Source organism: Okeania sp. SIO2F4 (assembly GCF_010672385.1).
Classification (GTDB): domain Bacteria; phylum Cyanobacteriota; class Cyanobacteriia; order Cyanobacteriales; family Microcoleaceae; genus Trichodesmium.
Window position 1 is genome coordinate 1 of record NZ_JAAHGT010000034.1, and the last position, 15,615, is coordinate 15,615.

Annotated in this window: 12 protein-coding genes; 6 read left to right on the forward strand and 6 right to left on the reverse strand. The window is 35.7% G+C overall.

All coding sequences use genetic code 11. The features are described 5' to 3' along the window. Positions 1-160 precede the first annotated feature (160 nt). The 3 genes from F6K22_RS04015 to F6K22_RS04025 all read right to left on the reverse strand — a co-directional run bounded on the left by F6K22_RS04015 (position 161) and on the right by F6K22_RS04025 (position 2,010). Positions 161-568: a hypothetical protein gene (locus F6K22_RS04015; protein WP_293093613.1), complete on the reverse strand. Its 408-nt coding sequence runs from the start codon at positions 566-568 to the stop codon at positions 161-163. A gap of 92 nt (positions 569-660) precedes the next feature. Continuing rightward, positions 661-1,416, reverse strand: coding sequence for an SUMF1/EgtB/PvdO family nonheme iron enzyme (locus tag F6K22_RS04020; protein WP_293093565.1), 756 nt, complete (start codon positions 1,414-1,416; stop codon positions 661-663). Between the two features lie 63 nt (positions 1,417-1,479). Beyond that, entirely contained in the window at positions 1,480-2,010 is a 531-nt protein-coding gene (locus F6K22_RS04025; RefSeq protein ID WP_293093568.1) for a 5-histidylcysteine sulfoxide synthase family protein, read from the reverse strand. A gap of 965 nt (positions 2,011-2,975) precedes the next feature. On the opposite strand from F6K22_RS04025, the gene F6K22_RS04030 reads away from it, so the two are divergent. Together F6K22_RS04030 and F6K22_RS04035 are read left to right on the forward strand one after the other, a co-directional pair. Beyond that, on the forward strand, positions 2,976-4,313 hold the full coding sequence (locus F6K22_RS04030; protein ID WP_293093571.1) for a protein kinase domain-containing protein: 1,338 nt from the start codon (positions 2,976-2,978) through the stop codon (positions 4,311-4,313). Between the two features lie 364 nt (positions 4,314-4,677). Next, positions 4,678-6,834: a multicopper oxidase family protein gene (locus F6K22_RS04035; RefSeq protein ID WP_293093574.1), complete on the forward strand. Its 2,157-nt coding sequence runs from the start codon at positions 4,678-4,680 to the stop codon at positions 6,832-6,834. A gap of 292 nt (positions 6,835-7,126) precedes the next feature. On the opposite strand, the gene F6K22_RS04040 is transcribed toward F6K22_RS04035, so the two are convergent. Continuing rightward, positions 7,127-8,977, reverse strand: coding sequence for an aspartate kinase (locus F6K22_RS04040; protein WP_293093577.1), 1,851 nt, complete (start codon positions 8,975-8,977; stop codon positions 7,127-7,129). A 146-nt stretch (positions 8,978-9,123) separates the two neighbouring features. Here F6K22_RS04040 and F6K22_RS04045 point away from each other — a divergent pair, with 146 nt between their 5' ends. Continuing rightward, complete coding sequence (locus F6K22_RS04045) at positions 9,124-9,294, forward strand: hypothetical protein (protein WP_293093580.1); 171 nt, start codon at positions 9,124-9,126, stop codon at positions 9,292-9,294. A 97-nt stretch (positions 9,295-9,391) separates the two neighbouring features. Then, positions 9,392-10,045 (forward strand): hypothetical protein, encoded by a 654-nt coding sequence (locus F6K22_RS04050; RefSeq protein WP_293093583.1) that lies wholly within the window; start codon positions 9,392-9,394, stop codon positions 10,043-10,045. A 195-nt stretch (positions 10,046-10,240) separates the two neighbouring features. Here the strand turns inward: F6K22_RS04050 and F6K22_RS04055 are convergent, their stop codons facing one another. Together F6K22_RS04055 and F6K22_RS04060 are read right to left on the reverse strand one after the other, a co-directional pair. Next, the gene (locus F6K22_RS04055) at positions 10,241-10,516 is read right to left on the reverse strand and encodes a hypothetical protein (protein WP_293093585.1); all 276 of its coding nucleotides are present in this window, start codon (positions 10,514-10,516) and stop codon (positions 10,241-10,243) included. A 91-nt stretch (positions 10,517-10,607) separates the two neighbouring features. After that, on the reverse strand, positions 10,608-10,808 hold the full coding sequence (locus tag F6K22_RS04060; RefSeq protein WP_293093588.1) for a hypothetical protein: 201 nt from the start codon (positions 10,806-10,808) through the stop codon (positions 10,608-10,610). A 715-nt stretch (positions 10,809-11,523) separates the two neighbouring features. On the opposite strand from F6K22_RS04060, the gene F6K22_RS04065 reads away from it, so the two are divergent. Both F6K22_RS04065 and F6K22_RS04070 read left to right on the forward strand, forming a co-directional pair. Beyond that, a complete protein-coding gene (locus F6K22_RS04065) occupies positions 11,524-13,305 on the forward strand; it encodes a metallophosphoesterase family protein (RefSeq protein WP_293093591.1) in 1,782 nt (593 codons plus the stop codon). A gap of 1,197 nt (positions 13,306-14,502) precedes the next feature. Further along, on the forward strand, positions 14,503-15,435 hold the full coding sequence (locus F6K22_RS04070) for a lipid kinase (RefSeq protein WP_293093594.1): 933 nt from the start codon (positions 14,503-14,505) through the stop codon (positions 15,433-15,435). Positions 15,436-15,615: the final 180 nt, after the last annotated feature.

Below are 15,615 nucleotides of genomic sequence, written 5' to 3' on the forward strand. Positions count from 1 at the left end.
AATCCAATAAGCTAATAAATAAGAGACGAAAGAAAGAATTAACCAACGATCAACCCCTAATAAAGTTTTTTGCCCAAAACGATGAAGACTAAATTGATGTTTGGCCGTTTTAAAGAAACCTTCAATCCCACAATCAGATAAGCATTTCAGCCATCGATCTTCATATCAACTTTTTTTGGTGCAAGATGTGAGTTTCACATTTAGCCTCAGTTAAAGTTCGGAACTGTCGCCAACCTAAATCACTAATTGCTTTAGCAAGTTTACGATTACGCACCATATCTGAAACATTGTCATACCTCCAAAACAATAGTGTGATATTTTCTAATTTTTCTATACCAGGATACAAATCAATTAATAATTCGTATATTTCATCAGTCAAATTTTTTTGACCAAAGTATTTTTGATGAAAGTTTTTTCTTTCTGTGATTACTTTGTTTGATTGAACTTCCTCTTTGACTAATATTCCTTGAAATTCTGGCATTTTTTCAAAAGCTTCAATCCATTTAGATACCAGATAAGAACAAATAATACTTGGGTCAGTTAATAGGTAAAACTTTTTTTGAGTCATAACTTCTGTGAATCTATAATTATGCCAAATTTTTCCCAATACCAGAGGAATATTTTATTCAAGAATATTTAGACCTTATTTACCTGTTATTACTACCCCTGAACTATTCTAAAACCAGCGTATTGATAACAATTTGGACGGAACCAATTACGATAATATTTTAAAGCTTCTGTACCGCTAGTTATCCAACATCCTCCTAGCATTATATGATGTCTACTATCAAAAAATGGAGCCGAATAATCTTCATAGAGTTGGTGAGGTTTATATCCTGAAAGAGGATTCAAATTATCGCTCAACCATTCCCAAACATTACCCCGCAAATCATATAATCCCGATTCATTTTTTGTAGTTTCTAAGAAACCAACCGGAGTAGGAGAACCAAATTTAAAATTCAGATTATAATTCTCTGTCTCTACTTCTTTACCATTTTTATCAGTTGCTAAATTATATTCAGCTTCAGTCATTAAACGAATATTTTTACCCCTCCAATTACAATAAGACATTGCTTCATAATGATTAACTTCTACAGGCCAATCTAAAGGTAAATCTATTTCATCAAACATGGCTCGATATCTATATATAGATGTACTGTTTTTAGGTATCCAAAATTTAGGATGTTTGATATTATTTTCAGTTTTCCAAAGCCAACTTTCTTGAGTCCAATAATCTGGATTTTCGTAACCACCAGTTTTGACAAATTCTAGAAATTCCCCATTAGTAATTAAATATTTACTAGCAACAAAAGGTGCAACTTCAACTTGGCGATCGCCACATTCTATATCCCAACCAAAAGTAGGATCATCTTCTGGTTTGCCGAGTTTGACAACTCCACCAAAAACTTCTATCATTTCATTGTTAACGATCTTATTATTACTATGAGCATATTTCCAATAACTAAGACGTCTTAGTTTTTATACAGGTAGTTGTCGAAATAACATTGAAGAAGTTTCGATATGAATGTGTTGATGTTCCATACTCATCATTAATGCCCAAAAAGGATGATTTTGATGGATGGGAAGATTTAGAGGGGTTTTCTGAATTAGGTCTAAAATTATTTGATAGACTTTTTCTCGATACTGCCAAACATCTTCAAGTTTAGGCCAGTCGATGTGAGCGATCGCCCTATCTAACTCTTCTGGTTTTTCTGGATCTACTCCCAATTCAAATAATATTTCGTAGTTAGAGTTAATACGTTTTTCTAATAATTCCACACGAATTAATTTATTGATGTAGAAAACCGCTGAATGTCCGAGATAAAAAATTAGTGGATTTCTCAAAGGGTCTGGATTCAAATAAAATGTTTCTTCTCCGACTATACTATTCATCAAAATATCTTCAAGTTGCCAAGCATTCTGAAAATATTCAAGGATATCTTGGCGGAGGTTACTGTTAGTCTGACAACTATCAAGTTTTGGTGGAGTCGTAGATTTTATGGGGTTCATCTGGTTAGAAACGGGAAAATAATTTTAATTGTTTACTTTGACAAGGTGTTTAAGATTTAGGATTTAGCTTTTTTTGTGAATAAGGAAGAAGGAAGAGAGAATAAGGAAGAAAGAAAGTAGATGAGTCTATAGATCGATACAGTTCAGTTAAGGATTTTTTTTCCTGTTCTGTAATCTCTAGAGCTACTAATCATGGTTCTATATGAGTTTTGGTCTGATATGAACTGTATTGGATTATAACTTCATTTTGTACGAAGCTAATTGCTGAGACATGACCCCTATTTGGGCAGCATTCCACAGGAAATGTTTACCATATTTTTTTCTTCCTTCTTATTGCTTTCTCTAGTATGACAACCATTAAGTTTTAGTGAATTAGTAGATTTAATCTGATTCATCTTGTTAGAAACGGGAAAATAATTTTAATTGTTTACTTTGGCAAGGTGTTTAAGATTTAGGATTCAGCTTTTTTTTGTGAATAGGGTATAAAGCAACTCCAGTTAAGGAAAAAAAAAGGACTCTTGAATTTCCTTATATTCAATTCCCTCACGGTTTTAACCAAATGAAATAATACCATTTTATGGAAGTAATTATCCACTGGGAATGGAAGAAAAACAATGATTAAAAAAGAACTGTTATTAAATATTGAGGACTAACTCTGGTAAAGGGAATAAGAAATAGGGAACACTTAACTGGGAATAGGGAATAAGGGGAAAGGGGAGAAAGCAATAAAAGAAAATCAAATCGTAGAAGATGGAATTTTTTGCGATCGCTAATAGATATCTCCAATTATCGTAGTCTTATTCATCAATTATTTACCCCTAGGACTTACGGAGGTTGCATGCAACCTTCCTCCCTACTCCCTCTTTTCTGGAGAGGTCTAATTAAGCGAACATGATATTAGATCAGATAATTTATAAGATAATCAATATAAACAATCCAGAAAATATTAAAGTTGTAATTGTCTTATGTCTGTTCAAGTCAAACTGACTATTATTCAAGGAAGTCTGATCGGGAAAGAATTTATATTTGAAGAAAGAACTATCTGTATTATCGGTCGTCATAAAGACTGCAATCCTAGACTACCAAGTGATCAAAAACATCGTACTATTTCTCGTTATCATTGCATACTTGATATTAATCCTCCAGATGTGCGAGTCCGTGATTTTGGTAGTAGAAATGGCACTTATGTTAATGGTAAAAAAATTGGGCAACGTCAACCACACCATACTCCTGAAGCAGCAGCAAAAATTCAGTTTCCTGAATATGATTTAAAATCAGGAGACCAAATTAAATTGGGTAAAACTATTTTTCAGGTGAGTATTGAAGCTGAAACAGAGATGCCACCAGAGATGGTTTCTCTGCCCAAAACTTCCTTGGCAGAAACTGTTGAATTATCTGTGTCTCCGCCAAGATTAGGAAGTAATAATCTCATAACAATTCCTGGCTATAGAACAATTAAATTATTAGGTAAAGGTGGTTGTGGAGAAGTTTATTTAGCTAGAAATAATTCTACTCAAAAATTAATAGCTTTAAAAACAATGTTGCCAGAAGTTGCTACCCATCCTCAGGCTATAAATCGTTTTGTAAGAGAAATAGAAAATACTAAAGCTTTAAATCATAAGAATGTTGTACAATTGAAAGATTATAGTTATAGCGATCGCCAATTTTTTTTTACTTTAGAATATTGCAATGGTGGTAGTATTTTGAATTTGTTGGAGCGTTGTGGTTATCGATTATCTATTAATATGGCAGTGCCAATTATTCTACAAGCTTTAGATGGTTTAGATTATGCTCATAATGCAGAAATTCCTTATGTTAAAAAAGCAGATGGTAGTTTTGGTAAAGGGAAAGGTTTGGTTCACCGGGATATTAAACCAGCTAATATTTTTTTGAGTAATATAAATAGTTCAACAGTGGTGAAAATAGCAGATTATGGGTTAGCCAAAGCTTTTGATTTAGCTGGTTTAAGTGGGCAAACAATTACGGGAAATAAAGGGGGTACTTTTCCGTTTATGCCAAGACAACAGATGATTGATTTTAAATATGTAAAACCGGAAGTAGATGTTTGGGCAATAGCAGCAACTTTATATAATATGTTAACTGGTGTATATCCCCGTGATTTTGTTGGTAAAGACCCAATTTTGACTGTATTGCAAACTAAACCTGTACCGATTAGAAAGAGAAATATTGCTATCCCTCAATCATTGGCAGAAGTAATTGATTTAGCATTAATTGATGAACCAGAAATTTATTTTAAAACTGCTAAAGATTTTAAGCATGCATTATTAACCAGTATTTTTTAGTAGTAATTAGGGAATAGGAAATAGCAAGTATTGATGAACCAGAAATTTATTTTAAAACTGCTAAAGATTTTAAACACCCATTATTAAGTAGTATTTTTTAGCAGTAATTAGGGAGTAGGAAATAGGGAATAGTAAGTAAGGAAGCTATAACCTGGAACTATTGCCAGTGTAAAGTTTTATTAAAATAACCTTTGAGTTTGACAAGCTGTAATACTATCTTTTTGGGGATAAGTTTGGTAATGAATTTATTCTGTCTTTTGTAGGTATGTTTATTGCTGTAGCTATGTCTCAAGTTTAGAAATACTATAGCTGGCTGCCTGACATAAGTACCCTTGAAAAACTTTATTTTAGGAAGTTAATCATTATGCCCAAAATAAATCCGAACAACTGTCGTTTTCCAGGTTTTATAGGAGCCTGGAAAACCTTTTTAGGCAGTTGGTTATACATTGCTGTGGTGATTTTCATCTCGGCACAGATCGCAATGTTTGCGACTCAACCTGCCCAAGCACTGCAAGAAGTTCCCCAAGAATCTACCCCAAGTGAAACATTTCTTGAAACGCAAGTATTAACGCCTAATGACGGATTAAAAGAAAAGTTGCCTCCTGTGCAGGCTAGGCCAGAAAAACACATCCTGAAAAATCCACCACTACTAAAATTTCGTCAACGGTCTATACCACTTTTACCACTTAAAACATACCAGACTGCACCGGAATTAGGTTCTGGAGAGACGGTAGTGCCAGAAGATGCTCAAGCAGATAAAGTGTTTGATCTCAACATCCAATACGTTAACGGCAAAATCCGTAACCCAGCAAAAGGGGAGGAATATTATGACAATGTATACTTGCGGGCTTATGTTGGTACTGAGACAAGTGTGGAGAATCCCTATGTAGCTCCTACAATTGATGAAGTCTATCCAGGGGATACTGTTCGCATCAATCTGCAGAATAATCTACCGCTAGATGCAAATTGTAACGAGGAGGAAAATAACACCTTCCATTGCTTCAACAGTAGTAATTTGCATGGCCATGGCTTATGGATTAGTCCAGCAGGCAACAGCGATAACGTTTTGGTCTCGATTAATCCCGAAGAGAGTTTTACGTACGAATACAACATCCCGGACGATCATCCAGCAGGCACTTTTTGGTACCACCCGCACCGACATGGCTCGACTGCGGCTCAGGTTGCAAGTGGCATGGCGGGAGCTTTAATTATTCGTGGTAACAGAGCGCCCCAATGGGTTGAGTCTAGCAACGACTTTATTAATGGGGACATCGACACCCTATTGTCAGGACTGGACGATATGCAGGAGGAAGTCTTGGTATTAGAACAAATTCAGTACGCCTGCGGTCAGAATGACGATGGTAGTATTAACTGGGATTGCAGTGGCACAACAGGCAAAATTGAGTATGGCAATTTCGATTTCAGCCCCAGTTATTGGGGGGAATCCGGGCGTTATACAAGTATCAATGGAGAAGTTATACCTACAATTGAAGCCAATCAGGGCCAAATTCAGCGGTGGCGGATGATTCATGCGGGCGTAAGGAACACCATTAGCCTAGAGTTTCGCAAGAAGGTAGATATAACAAGCAATTATTTGAAATTGGCTGCGAGTGAGGCTGACAGTTGGAGCCAAGAAAATTGTACAGGCGATCCTATTGACTACTACATCATTGCCGAGGATGGACTCACTAGGTCTCCAGCATGGAAAACAAATTTAACGACCTTGCAGCCTGGCTACCGCAGTGATGCGCTGGTAGTTTTCCCCGAAGCTGGTGATTATTGCGTAATTGATACATCTGCTCCTGCTTCAGCAACTGTCAACAGTACAGTGGAAAGTCGCCAACTGCTGGCTGTGGTTGAAGTTAGTGAGGGTTCTGAAGTGACTGATATTGACAGTTATATGAAAGATAAATTGATACAAGCTGCTAAAAACAGCTTTGATGGAAAGGTTGAGGAAAGAGTTGTTCGGAATCTGGAAAATCGTCTAAAACTAGCTCTATTTGAGCCTCATCCCCAGATAACAGATGAGGAAGTTGCCCACACTCACAAGCAGGAGATGGCTTTCTTTATCGACACTTCGACCACTCCTACTCAGTTTGAGGTCAGCAATGGCATTGGCTCGTCTTTCGACCCCAAGCCTTACGATCCTAACCGTATCGATCGCAAACTCAAGCTAGGTGATGCAGAGGAATGGGTTTTGACGTCCTACTTTGTCAACCATCCATTTCATATCCATGTGAATCCTTTTCAAATCGTCAAAATTATCGATCCAAATGGCAAGGATGTTAGCGTTCCGGGGGCAATTGATGGCGATCCTAACCAGCCCGATCCAGAGTATCCAGGATTAAAAGGCGTCTGGAAAGATACCATTTTGGTCAAAGAAGGCTACGCAGTCGTCGTGCGTACTCGCTACGAGCGTTATATCGGTGATTTTGTGCAGCACTGCCACATTCTAGATCATGAAGACCAAGGCATGATGCAGAATATCAGTATTGTACCAGCATCAGAGTTTTCTCACTAATTAGACATCTGATGAACAAATGGGTAATATCAAATCCGGTAGTATCGGTATAAAAAACCAGAGAAACCGGGGAAAGTATCAAATGCTCTACAAAAGTAGCATTGACTTCCCACAAACCAGGTTTCTTGTAACTCCGAAGCAACCGGATTTGATATGAGGTCCAGTAGGGTGCGTTTCACTGCGTGACATGAAAATGAAATGTAACGCACCACCTAATTCTAAATATTTCGGCGCGTTACTTTTCCCCCACTCCCCCACTCCCCTCCTCCCCTCCTCCCCTACTTATGCAACCTTAAGCTGGAACTTTAACCACCTCATTTCCAGACAAACCAAAGGCTTTATGAATAGCTTGCAGCGCTTTCACTCCATCCTCTTCTTCTACCACACAACTAATTTTAATTTCCGAAGTAGCAATCATCAAAATATTGATTTGATTTGCTGCCAACGCTTCAAACATTTTTGCTGCTACCCCTGGATGTGCAATCATTCCGGAACCGACTACACTCACCTTGGCAATAGCACTCTCTAACACTACTTCTCCCCAACCAAACTCTACTGCTGCATTTACCAAAATTTGATATGCAGTTTCTCCCTCTGGTTGAGAGACAGTAAAAGCAATATCGCGAGTCAAAACTCCATCCACACTATGACAACGTTGGGATTGAATAATCATATCTAAACTAATATTCTGCTCTGCCAACAAACCAGATATTTTTGCTGCCATTCCTGGGCGATCGGGAATTTGACGCACTGCTAGTCTTGCTTGCTTCATGTCTAAAGCAACTGCTCGCACTGGTGGGGGAACTTCTTCTGACGACTCAGTAGTGGCGATTCGCGTTTGCGTAGCATTCCGCAGGAAATCGCCACTACTAGAAATATCTGCAACATCCACATCAAATCCTTGAGACAAAGAATTAACTGCTTTTTCACAGTCTTCTGCATCAACCACACAACTGACCTTAACTTCCGAAGTCGAAATCATTACTATATTTATTCCTGCTGCTGCCAAAGTTTCAAACATTTTTGCTGCTACTCGCGGTCGCCCAATCATTCCTGCACCCACCAGACTGACTTTAGCAATAGGTCGCTCTTCTGTTTTGACTTCCGGTTCTCCCAAACTGGGGTCAGAATTTTTTCCTAAAGCAGGTAGTATGGCATCCGCTACTGCTGTTGCTTGTTTTAAAGTATCTTTCCCGACGGTAAAGGCAATATCATTAGTATTGCTTTCGTGAATAGATTGAATAATTAAATCTACATCTATATTTTGTACGGCAATACCAGAAAATAATTGAGCTGCCACACCAGGGCGATCGGGAACGCGCAACATGGAAATTCCTGCTTGGTCGGTGTCATATTCTATGGCGTCTACTGGTTTGGTTAATTCTAAATCTTGCAAAGCGCGACGTTTGGGTATTGCTGAAACTACGCGAGTACCTGGTGCATCGCTCCAACTGGATAAGACTACTAATGGCATTCCATAATTTCGAGCAATTTCGACTGCCCTAGGATGCAGCACTTTTGCACCCAGACTTGCCAACTCCAACATTTCATCACAGGTAATTTCTGACATTAACTGTGCTTCGGGTACTATACGGGGGTCGGTTGTTAAGATTCCAGGTACGTCTGTATATATTTCACACTTTTCTGCTTGGAGTGCTGCTGCTAAAGCAACTGCGGAAGTATCCGAACCCCCCCTACCTAATGTTGTGATTTCCTGGTGGCGAGTCTGACTAATACCTTGGAAACCTGCAACGACTACAACTTCTCCCTGTTGCAGATGTTCTTCTATGCGTTGGGTTTTAATCTGTAAAATGCGGGCGCGGGAATGTTCAGCTTCTGTGACTATTCCTACCTGCGCTCCAGTTAGGGAAATAGCTGGTACTCCCAATTCTTGTAAGGCGATACTCATTAGAGCGATGGTAACTTGTTCGCCTGTGGATAGTAGCATATCCATTTCTCGACGATTGGGGTTGGGGGAAATTTCGTTGGCAAGTTTGACTAAACCATCTGTGGTTTTTCCCATTGCTGAAACGACTACTACTACCGAGCGATCGCTGGCTGTTTTAGCTATACGTTGGGCCACTGCTTTGATTCTTTCTGCAGACCCGACTGATGTACCACCGTATTTTTGGACTATTAGCATATTGATTTGAGAATTAGACTATATAGATAACATCGTATTGATTTTAAATTCTTCAGTGAATAGTTGTTAACCGGATCGATCAAAATGTTGTATAATTTAACGTTTAAAAAATAATCAATTTTAGTCAAATACTGAGAATTTATCTAATGCCAGAAGTTAATTGGATGACAATTTTAGAATCACAACAAGATGAATTTATTATCAATTTAAAACACAGGACGCCTGCTTTTACAAGGGGAAAATACGACTTTGATGAGTCTATTCATCTATATTCTTTAGTTGATTGTGATGAGTTAGATGACTTAGAAAAAAAATGAATTGGTTTTGTGAAGAGTTAACATGGAAATACAATGGGGATTACTTTCCTGATAAATTTATTAATCAGGACTTACGCAGTACAACGTATTTTCGTCATTGCGACCGAAAGGGAAGCAATCTCAAATCCTAGTTTTTCCTACCTCATGCGTAAGTCCTGTTAATTATAAGATAGGCAAAGTAGGGGAAGAATCTGTAAAACAATATTTAGGTAGATTAATTAGCGATGTTGATTACGAGTTATATGAATGGGGAGATGATGGAACAGATTTCTATTTCAGGAATAATACATCAGTAAGTTTACAAGTTAAAACTACTTGTTTTGATAGAACTTTGGAGAAATGTCTTGATTTAGAACTAAATAAATTTGAACTAGATGAAGATGAATATCTTTATTATTCATACATGAATTATGTCAACCTAGAACATGATAAATGCGAGAAAATTATAGATATAATTAAATGGAAAATCAGTGGAAAAGAACACAAGAAAAACCAAATTTGTATTTTTGTTCTTTTGTTAAATCAGGTAGTAGGAGATGAAATGCCTAACTATGTTGATATTAAAGAAATAGATCAAGAAGTTGTTTCATATAGAAATGAGGCAGTTTATCATTTTGATTGCAATGCTATTTACAGTTCTATATTATGTGGATTTAAGCCAACATATTTATTAAAACCTGATACAGATATTTATTTAAAAGACCTATTTTATATTGGTGGAATCAAAGGCTATCTCAAACATTTTACTTAAAATTATTAGTAGGAAAAGAATATAATTTTAAGACGCAGGAATTTGCCAGAAATTTTCAGTTTCAGTACCAATAGACTTTTATCTTTTTTTGTATATTGCCAAGCTATTATCATTATTAACATCTTGGAAATCAAATCCCGTTTCATCGAATAACTTCTGATAAGCGTCCTGTCTAAACAAAGTAATTGTTAGTTGTTATTGAGCTAAAATTTCACCATCTTTCTTAAACAAATAGCTTTTTTTCCGAGTGGGATAATCTACTTTATTTTCTAATTCCTCAATAAGTTGAGAATATACAATTCCTCCTGGTAAATTTTTTTCAAAATCAATCCCAGACTTTTGTATACTCAACAAAAACCAAGCTCCTGTTCGTAAATGACTAGCTAAATTTTTGAATCCTTGATAGTTAGCTTGAACATCAGGAATATGACTCACTAACTCCAAGCGTTCCCTCCAACTAATAAATAGCAAAACTCCTACATTACTGAAAAATCTTGGTCTAAAGCCTCCTCTTTTAAGGGGATAAAAAAAGAGAATTCCATATTTAAATCCCGAAGCTTTCCTAGGTCATGCTGCGCAAACAGCTAAAGGTACTGATAACTAATAACTGATAACTGAAATGACAATCTTTCTGAAAGAAATAGCTTTTTTTACGAGTGTGATAATCTAGTTTATCTTCCAATTCCTCAATAAGTTGAGAATATACAATTCCTCCTGGTAAATTTTTTTCAAAATCAATCTCCGACTTTTGTATACTCAACAAAAATAAACTTCCTGTTCGTCAATTACTAGCTAAATTTTTTAATCCTTGATAGTTACCTTGAACATCAGGAATATGACTCACTAACTCCAAATTTTCAGCTTCAGTAACAGCAGTTATCTCAATTTTTTACTTAATCTCTGAGTTTGATAAACAGAGAAATATGACTTCTAATCCCTTACTAAAAAATAAGGTTTAAAACCTTCACTTTTAAGGTGATGAAAAAAATATTCACCATATTTATTTCAAGCTAGAGACTTTAGTGGTCGGTACTGATAACTGATAACTGAAATGACTTTTCCTTGAAGAATAATCAGAATCATTCAGGAATTTGCCATAAAATTTTAGCTTCAGTACCAGCAATTCTTATTCTCAATACGTTCTTGAGTTAGAAGAACCAATTTTAGCTGAAAGGTAATAGGAAGTAGAAGAAAGTTTTAAGTTTAATATGTAGCCCTATTGAACTAAATTATAAATAAAGGATAACCCCTACCATTTATAATTAAATTCTAGAAAAACATATCCATTATGACCAGAAAATCAGGTTTCAAGACTCCCCTTTAAAGGGGATAAAAAAAATAAAATTCAATATTTCAAGCCTCCCTATTCCCTGAGATACTGATAACTGATAACTGATAACTGATAACTGAATTTCAAGTCTCCCTATTCCATGAGATACTGATAACTGATAATTGATAACTGATAACTGATAACTGAAATGATTCCTTCTCCAGAAACATTTGAAAATCCCAGAGATTCTTATCGTAATCCCTGGATTTTTGGTATTTTAATTATTGTTGTTATTTTCATATTTATAATTATGTATTCTCTCGAACCTGAATCGGAATTTTTAACCGACCCTTTTCTCCAAGCTCCGACAGAAAATTCTGTACAAGTTGTTTGGTTTACTGAATTTCCTGGCAAAGGAAATTTTGTAGTTTATGGTGAAAGTTTGAATCGAGTTGTTGAGGCAAATACTATTAAACTTAGTCGCACTCGTGAAGACCAAGATTCTTTCGTTGGCAAACAAATAGAAAAAGGTTTAATTTATCAACAACCTATGATGCGAGATATCTGGCGACATGAAGCAAAAGTTGTTGGTTTAACTCCTAATAATTATGTGCCATACCAAATTATTAGCGAAAAGGAAAATGGCGAAAATATGAAGAGTAAAATTTTTAATCTGGCAGCTAAACCCACCCCAGGTACACCTTTAAAAATTCTCCTAACTTCGGACCATCAATCAAAACCAATGACTTCAGCAAATCTGCAAAAAGTAACAGAAACTTTTGATAAATTAGACGCTATTTTTTTTGCTGGAGATTTAGTTAATATTCCCGACCGTGCCTCAGAATGGTTTGATGATAATCGAGGCAATGCTTTTTTTCCGAATCTCCAAGGTAGAGCTCATTATGAATTAGAAAAAAATGGAAAAAAAACTGTTTATAAAGGTGGGGAGTTAATTCAAAATATGCCTCTCTTTCCAGCAATTGGCAACCATGAAGTTATGGGAATATTTTCCATGAAAAATTATTTGAACTATCAATTTAGTCAGCCCTACCCCAGACAAGCTGCCAAAAATTTATATCCACAAAATCCTCAAAATATTAATCCCGATACCTGGTTAAAAAATAATTCTTTTAATACAGACACATACGAAGAAATTTTTACTCTGCCTCAAAATAGTTCAGATAAAAAAAATTATTATGCCGTGACTTTCGGTGATATACGTCTAGTGGTTTTATATATCACAAATATCTGGCGAGTTCCCCGTTTAGATGATAATGCTAGAGGAAAATATCGAGAACGGAAAAAAGATTTTGATAATCCCGCTGAATGGGGTTACGGTCAGCATATTTTTGAACCTATTATTAAAGGTAGCCAACAATATAATTGGCTAGAAAAAGAATTAGCAAGTCAGGAATTTCAACAAGCAAAATATAAAGTAGTTATGTTTCACCATCCGCCTCATTCTCTCGGTGAAAATATTGTTCCTGCTTATACTAATCCCATCCAATATATTGACCGAGATGAAAATGGGAAAATTACCACGATTCGTTATGAATATCCCCAACAAAATGACTATATTATTAGAGATGTTTTACCATTATTAGAAACTTCTGGCGTACAGTTAGTATTTTACGGACATTCTCATCTTTGGAATCGTTTTGTTAGCCCGAGTGGAATGCACTTTCTCGAAACATCTAATGTCGGTAATAGTTATGGAGCTTATCTAGGAGAAAAAAAGCGAACTGTTCCTCAAAATTATCAGGAAAAATATGCAGAAGTTGGTAATCCTAATAGTTTAGAACCGATAATTCCAACCATTGCTCCTTTGCTAGATGAAAATGGTGAACCTCAACCTTATATTGCCAGTAATGATATTACAGCTTTTAGTATTTTTGAGACCGAGACAGGAACAGTTAGTAGTTACTATTTTGATACAAGAAAACCTAATTCTGAAGTAGTAAAATTTGATGAATTTAAACTCAGGAAATAAATCCACATTCAGGAGAGTAGAGAGTATTCATTAATGGATAATGGATAATCGATAATGGATAATGGATAATTACAAGAAGGTTAAAACCGCAACGGAATTGAATATAAGGAAATTTAAGAGCACTTTTCTCGAGGGGAGATTGGAGGCAAGCGAGGAAACCTCGCCATCCCATCCTTCGGAATGCTCCGCTTTCCGACCGCTTTTTCCCCTTGAAAGAGGAGGCTTTAAAGGGTGAATTATTTAATTAAGAATTATTAATTATTGATTATTCGGCAATTAATGTAATTCAACTTAACTATGTCATTGCAACTGGAACGAAGTGGAGGGAAGCAATCTCAATTTTTTGCTGATGTAGTGCAGACATCTTGCCTACCATATCTGTACTTAACGCTTGATGAAATCTGCTGTAATAATACCATGCATGAAAAAATAATGTTACGGAATAATAAGGACGATAAAAAGATTTTACAGGAGATGTTCCTTTGACTAAAAAGATGATTTATGAACTAAAAAAAAGCATCGAAGCTATTCCCATACGACTCCTGACTCGGTCCGACTGACTCCTAAAAAATACCCTACCTATTTGTAACAAACATTTATCACGCTTGGTATAAGACTTGATATAATATCAAGTTAGATTAATTAACCATAATCTAGGGACGTTCCATGGAACATCCCTAAAAGTTGGGAAAATTCTGATTACAGTTGTTTAATAATACTTGACATGAGTAGGGCGAAAGTTTCATAGGAAAGAGAAAGTTTTTTTATGACTAATGAAGTGGATATTTTTTAACACAATAAATTAGTTAATTATTTATAATTAGTCGTGCAAAATAAATTTCCGAGTTGAAAGAGGGAATCAGAGAATAAGCATAAATAATTGATAACTTATGGATAAGATTAGAGATGTCTAATAAAATATGTAATTAATTTTGCATAAGCACTTACCTCTGATAAAAAAAATGTAACCATTCCGCTATTAGCTGTCAGCTCTCAGCAATAATATGAAATCCGGTTATACAGTTATCGGATTTGCTACTTCCCATAAATACAGACCTTACTCAGTATATCCTTAAACAATTTCCTTGCTTAAATCCTTCCTTTTGTTCTGATTTTTGACTTTTGACTTTTAACTTTTAATTTTATTTAATCCTTTCTTTTGTTCTGATTTTTGACTTTTAACTTTTGAATTTCTTTATGAACCAAGATAAGATAGAATCAAAAAAATCTCTTTTATTGGTAAATCCCCATGCTAGAAAAGTTCAAGATAATCTAGATTTAGCCTTAACCTATTTACAAGATTTTGGCCTAGAAATTATCTGCAAAGAAACTGAATATCCTCAGGATTTTAACCATTTTATTCAAGAGTATAAAAATCAGGTAAATCTGATAATTATTGGTGGTGGAGATGGCACATTAAACTTAGCCGTAGATGCTCTAGTAGAAACAGGTTTACCCTTGGGAATTTTACCATTAGGAACAGCTAACGATCTAGCTAGAACTTTGGGAATTCCTATTTCTTTATTTGAAGCTTGTCGAGCGATCGCTACTGGCAAAAAACGTTATATAGATTTAGGTGTAGTTAATGGCAAATATTTTTTCAATGTTGCCAGTATTGGATTAAGTGTAGATATTACTAATAATTTAACTAAAGAAGCAAAGCGTCGGTGGGGTGTATTAGCTTATGCTATTACTGCTAGTAAAATGATTTTACAAAGTCGCCCTTTTACAGCAGAAATTCGTTGTAATGGTGAATCAAAAATAGTCAAAACTTTACAAGTTGCTGTAGGAAATGGCAAACACTATGGAGGTGGTATGACCATTGCTCACGATGCTACAATTGATGACCAAAGATTAGATTTATACAGCCTAGAAGTGAAATATTGTTGGCAATTTATTGGTATGTTACCTTCTATATGGCAAGGAAAATATCAAGAAAGTTTTGGTTTTCGTTCTCTCTCTGGCTCTGTAATTAGTGTTTATACTCGTAAACCTCGTCCTATTAATACTGATGGAGAAATTGTTACTTATACTCCGGCTAATTTTCAGGTAGTTCCTTTAGCTTTAGCAGTTATGGTGCCGAGAAAATTAATAACTGAAAAAGAAAAGCTTAATCCTGTAATTGATTAAAATAAGCATTTAGCGGTCAGCTATTAGCTATCAGCTTTTGGTTGAAAAAAAAGCTTTATTGAGCCAGAGTTAAACTTACTACATGAGAAATTGATACAGCAAGTTGAGTTATTAATATTGTGCAACTAAGGGAATAAATATTTTTTGCTTATTTCCCTACTCCCTACTCCCTACTCCCTA

Excerpts from the sequence above, each read along its gene's own strand:
- F6K22_RS04015 (WP_293093613.1), bottom strand. The coding sequence starts at position 568 with ATGACTCAAAAAAAGTTTTACCTATTAACTGACCCAAGTATTATTTGT.
- F6K22_RS04020 (WP_293093565.1), bottom strand. The coding sequence starts at position 1,416 with ATGATAGAAGTTTTTGGTGGAGTTGTCAAACTCGGCAAACCAGAAGAT.
- F6K22_RS04025 (WP_293093568.1), bottom strand. The coding sequence starts at position 2,010 with ATGAACCCCATAAAATCTACGACTCCACCAAAACTTGATAGTTGTCAG.
- F6K22_RS04030 (WP_293093571.1), top strand. The coding sequence starts at position 2,976 with ATGTCTGTTCAAGTCAAACTGACTATTATTCAAGGAAGTCTGATCGGG.
- F6K22_RS04035 (WP_293093574.1), top strand. The coding sequence starts at position 4,678 with ATGCCCAAAATAAATCCGAACAACTGTCGTTTTCCAGGTTTTATAGGA.
- F6K22_RS04040 (WP_293093577.1), bottom strand. The coding sequence starts at position 8,977 with ATGCTAATAGTCCAAAAATACGGTGGTACATCAGTCGGGTCTGCAGAA.
- F6K22_RS04045 (WP_293093580.1), top strand. The coding sequence starts at position 9,124 with ATGCCAGAAGTTAATTGGATGACAATTTTAGAATCACAACAAGATGAA.
- F6K22_RS04065 (WP_293093591.1), top strand. The coding sequence starts at position 11,524 with ATGATTCCTTCTCCAGAAACATTTGAAAATCCCAGAGATTCTTATCGT.
- F6K22_RS04070 (WP_293093594.1), top strand. The coding sequence starts at position 14,503 with ATGAACCAAGATAAGATAGAATCAAAAAAATCTCTTTTATTGGTAAAT.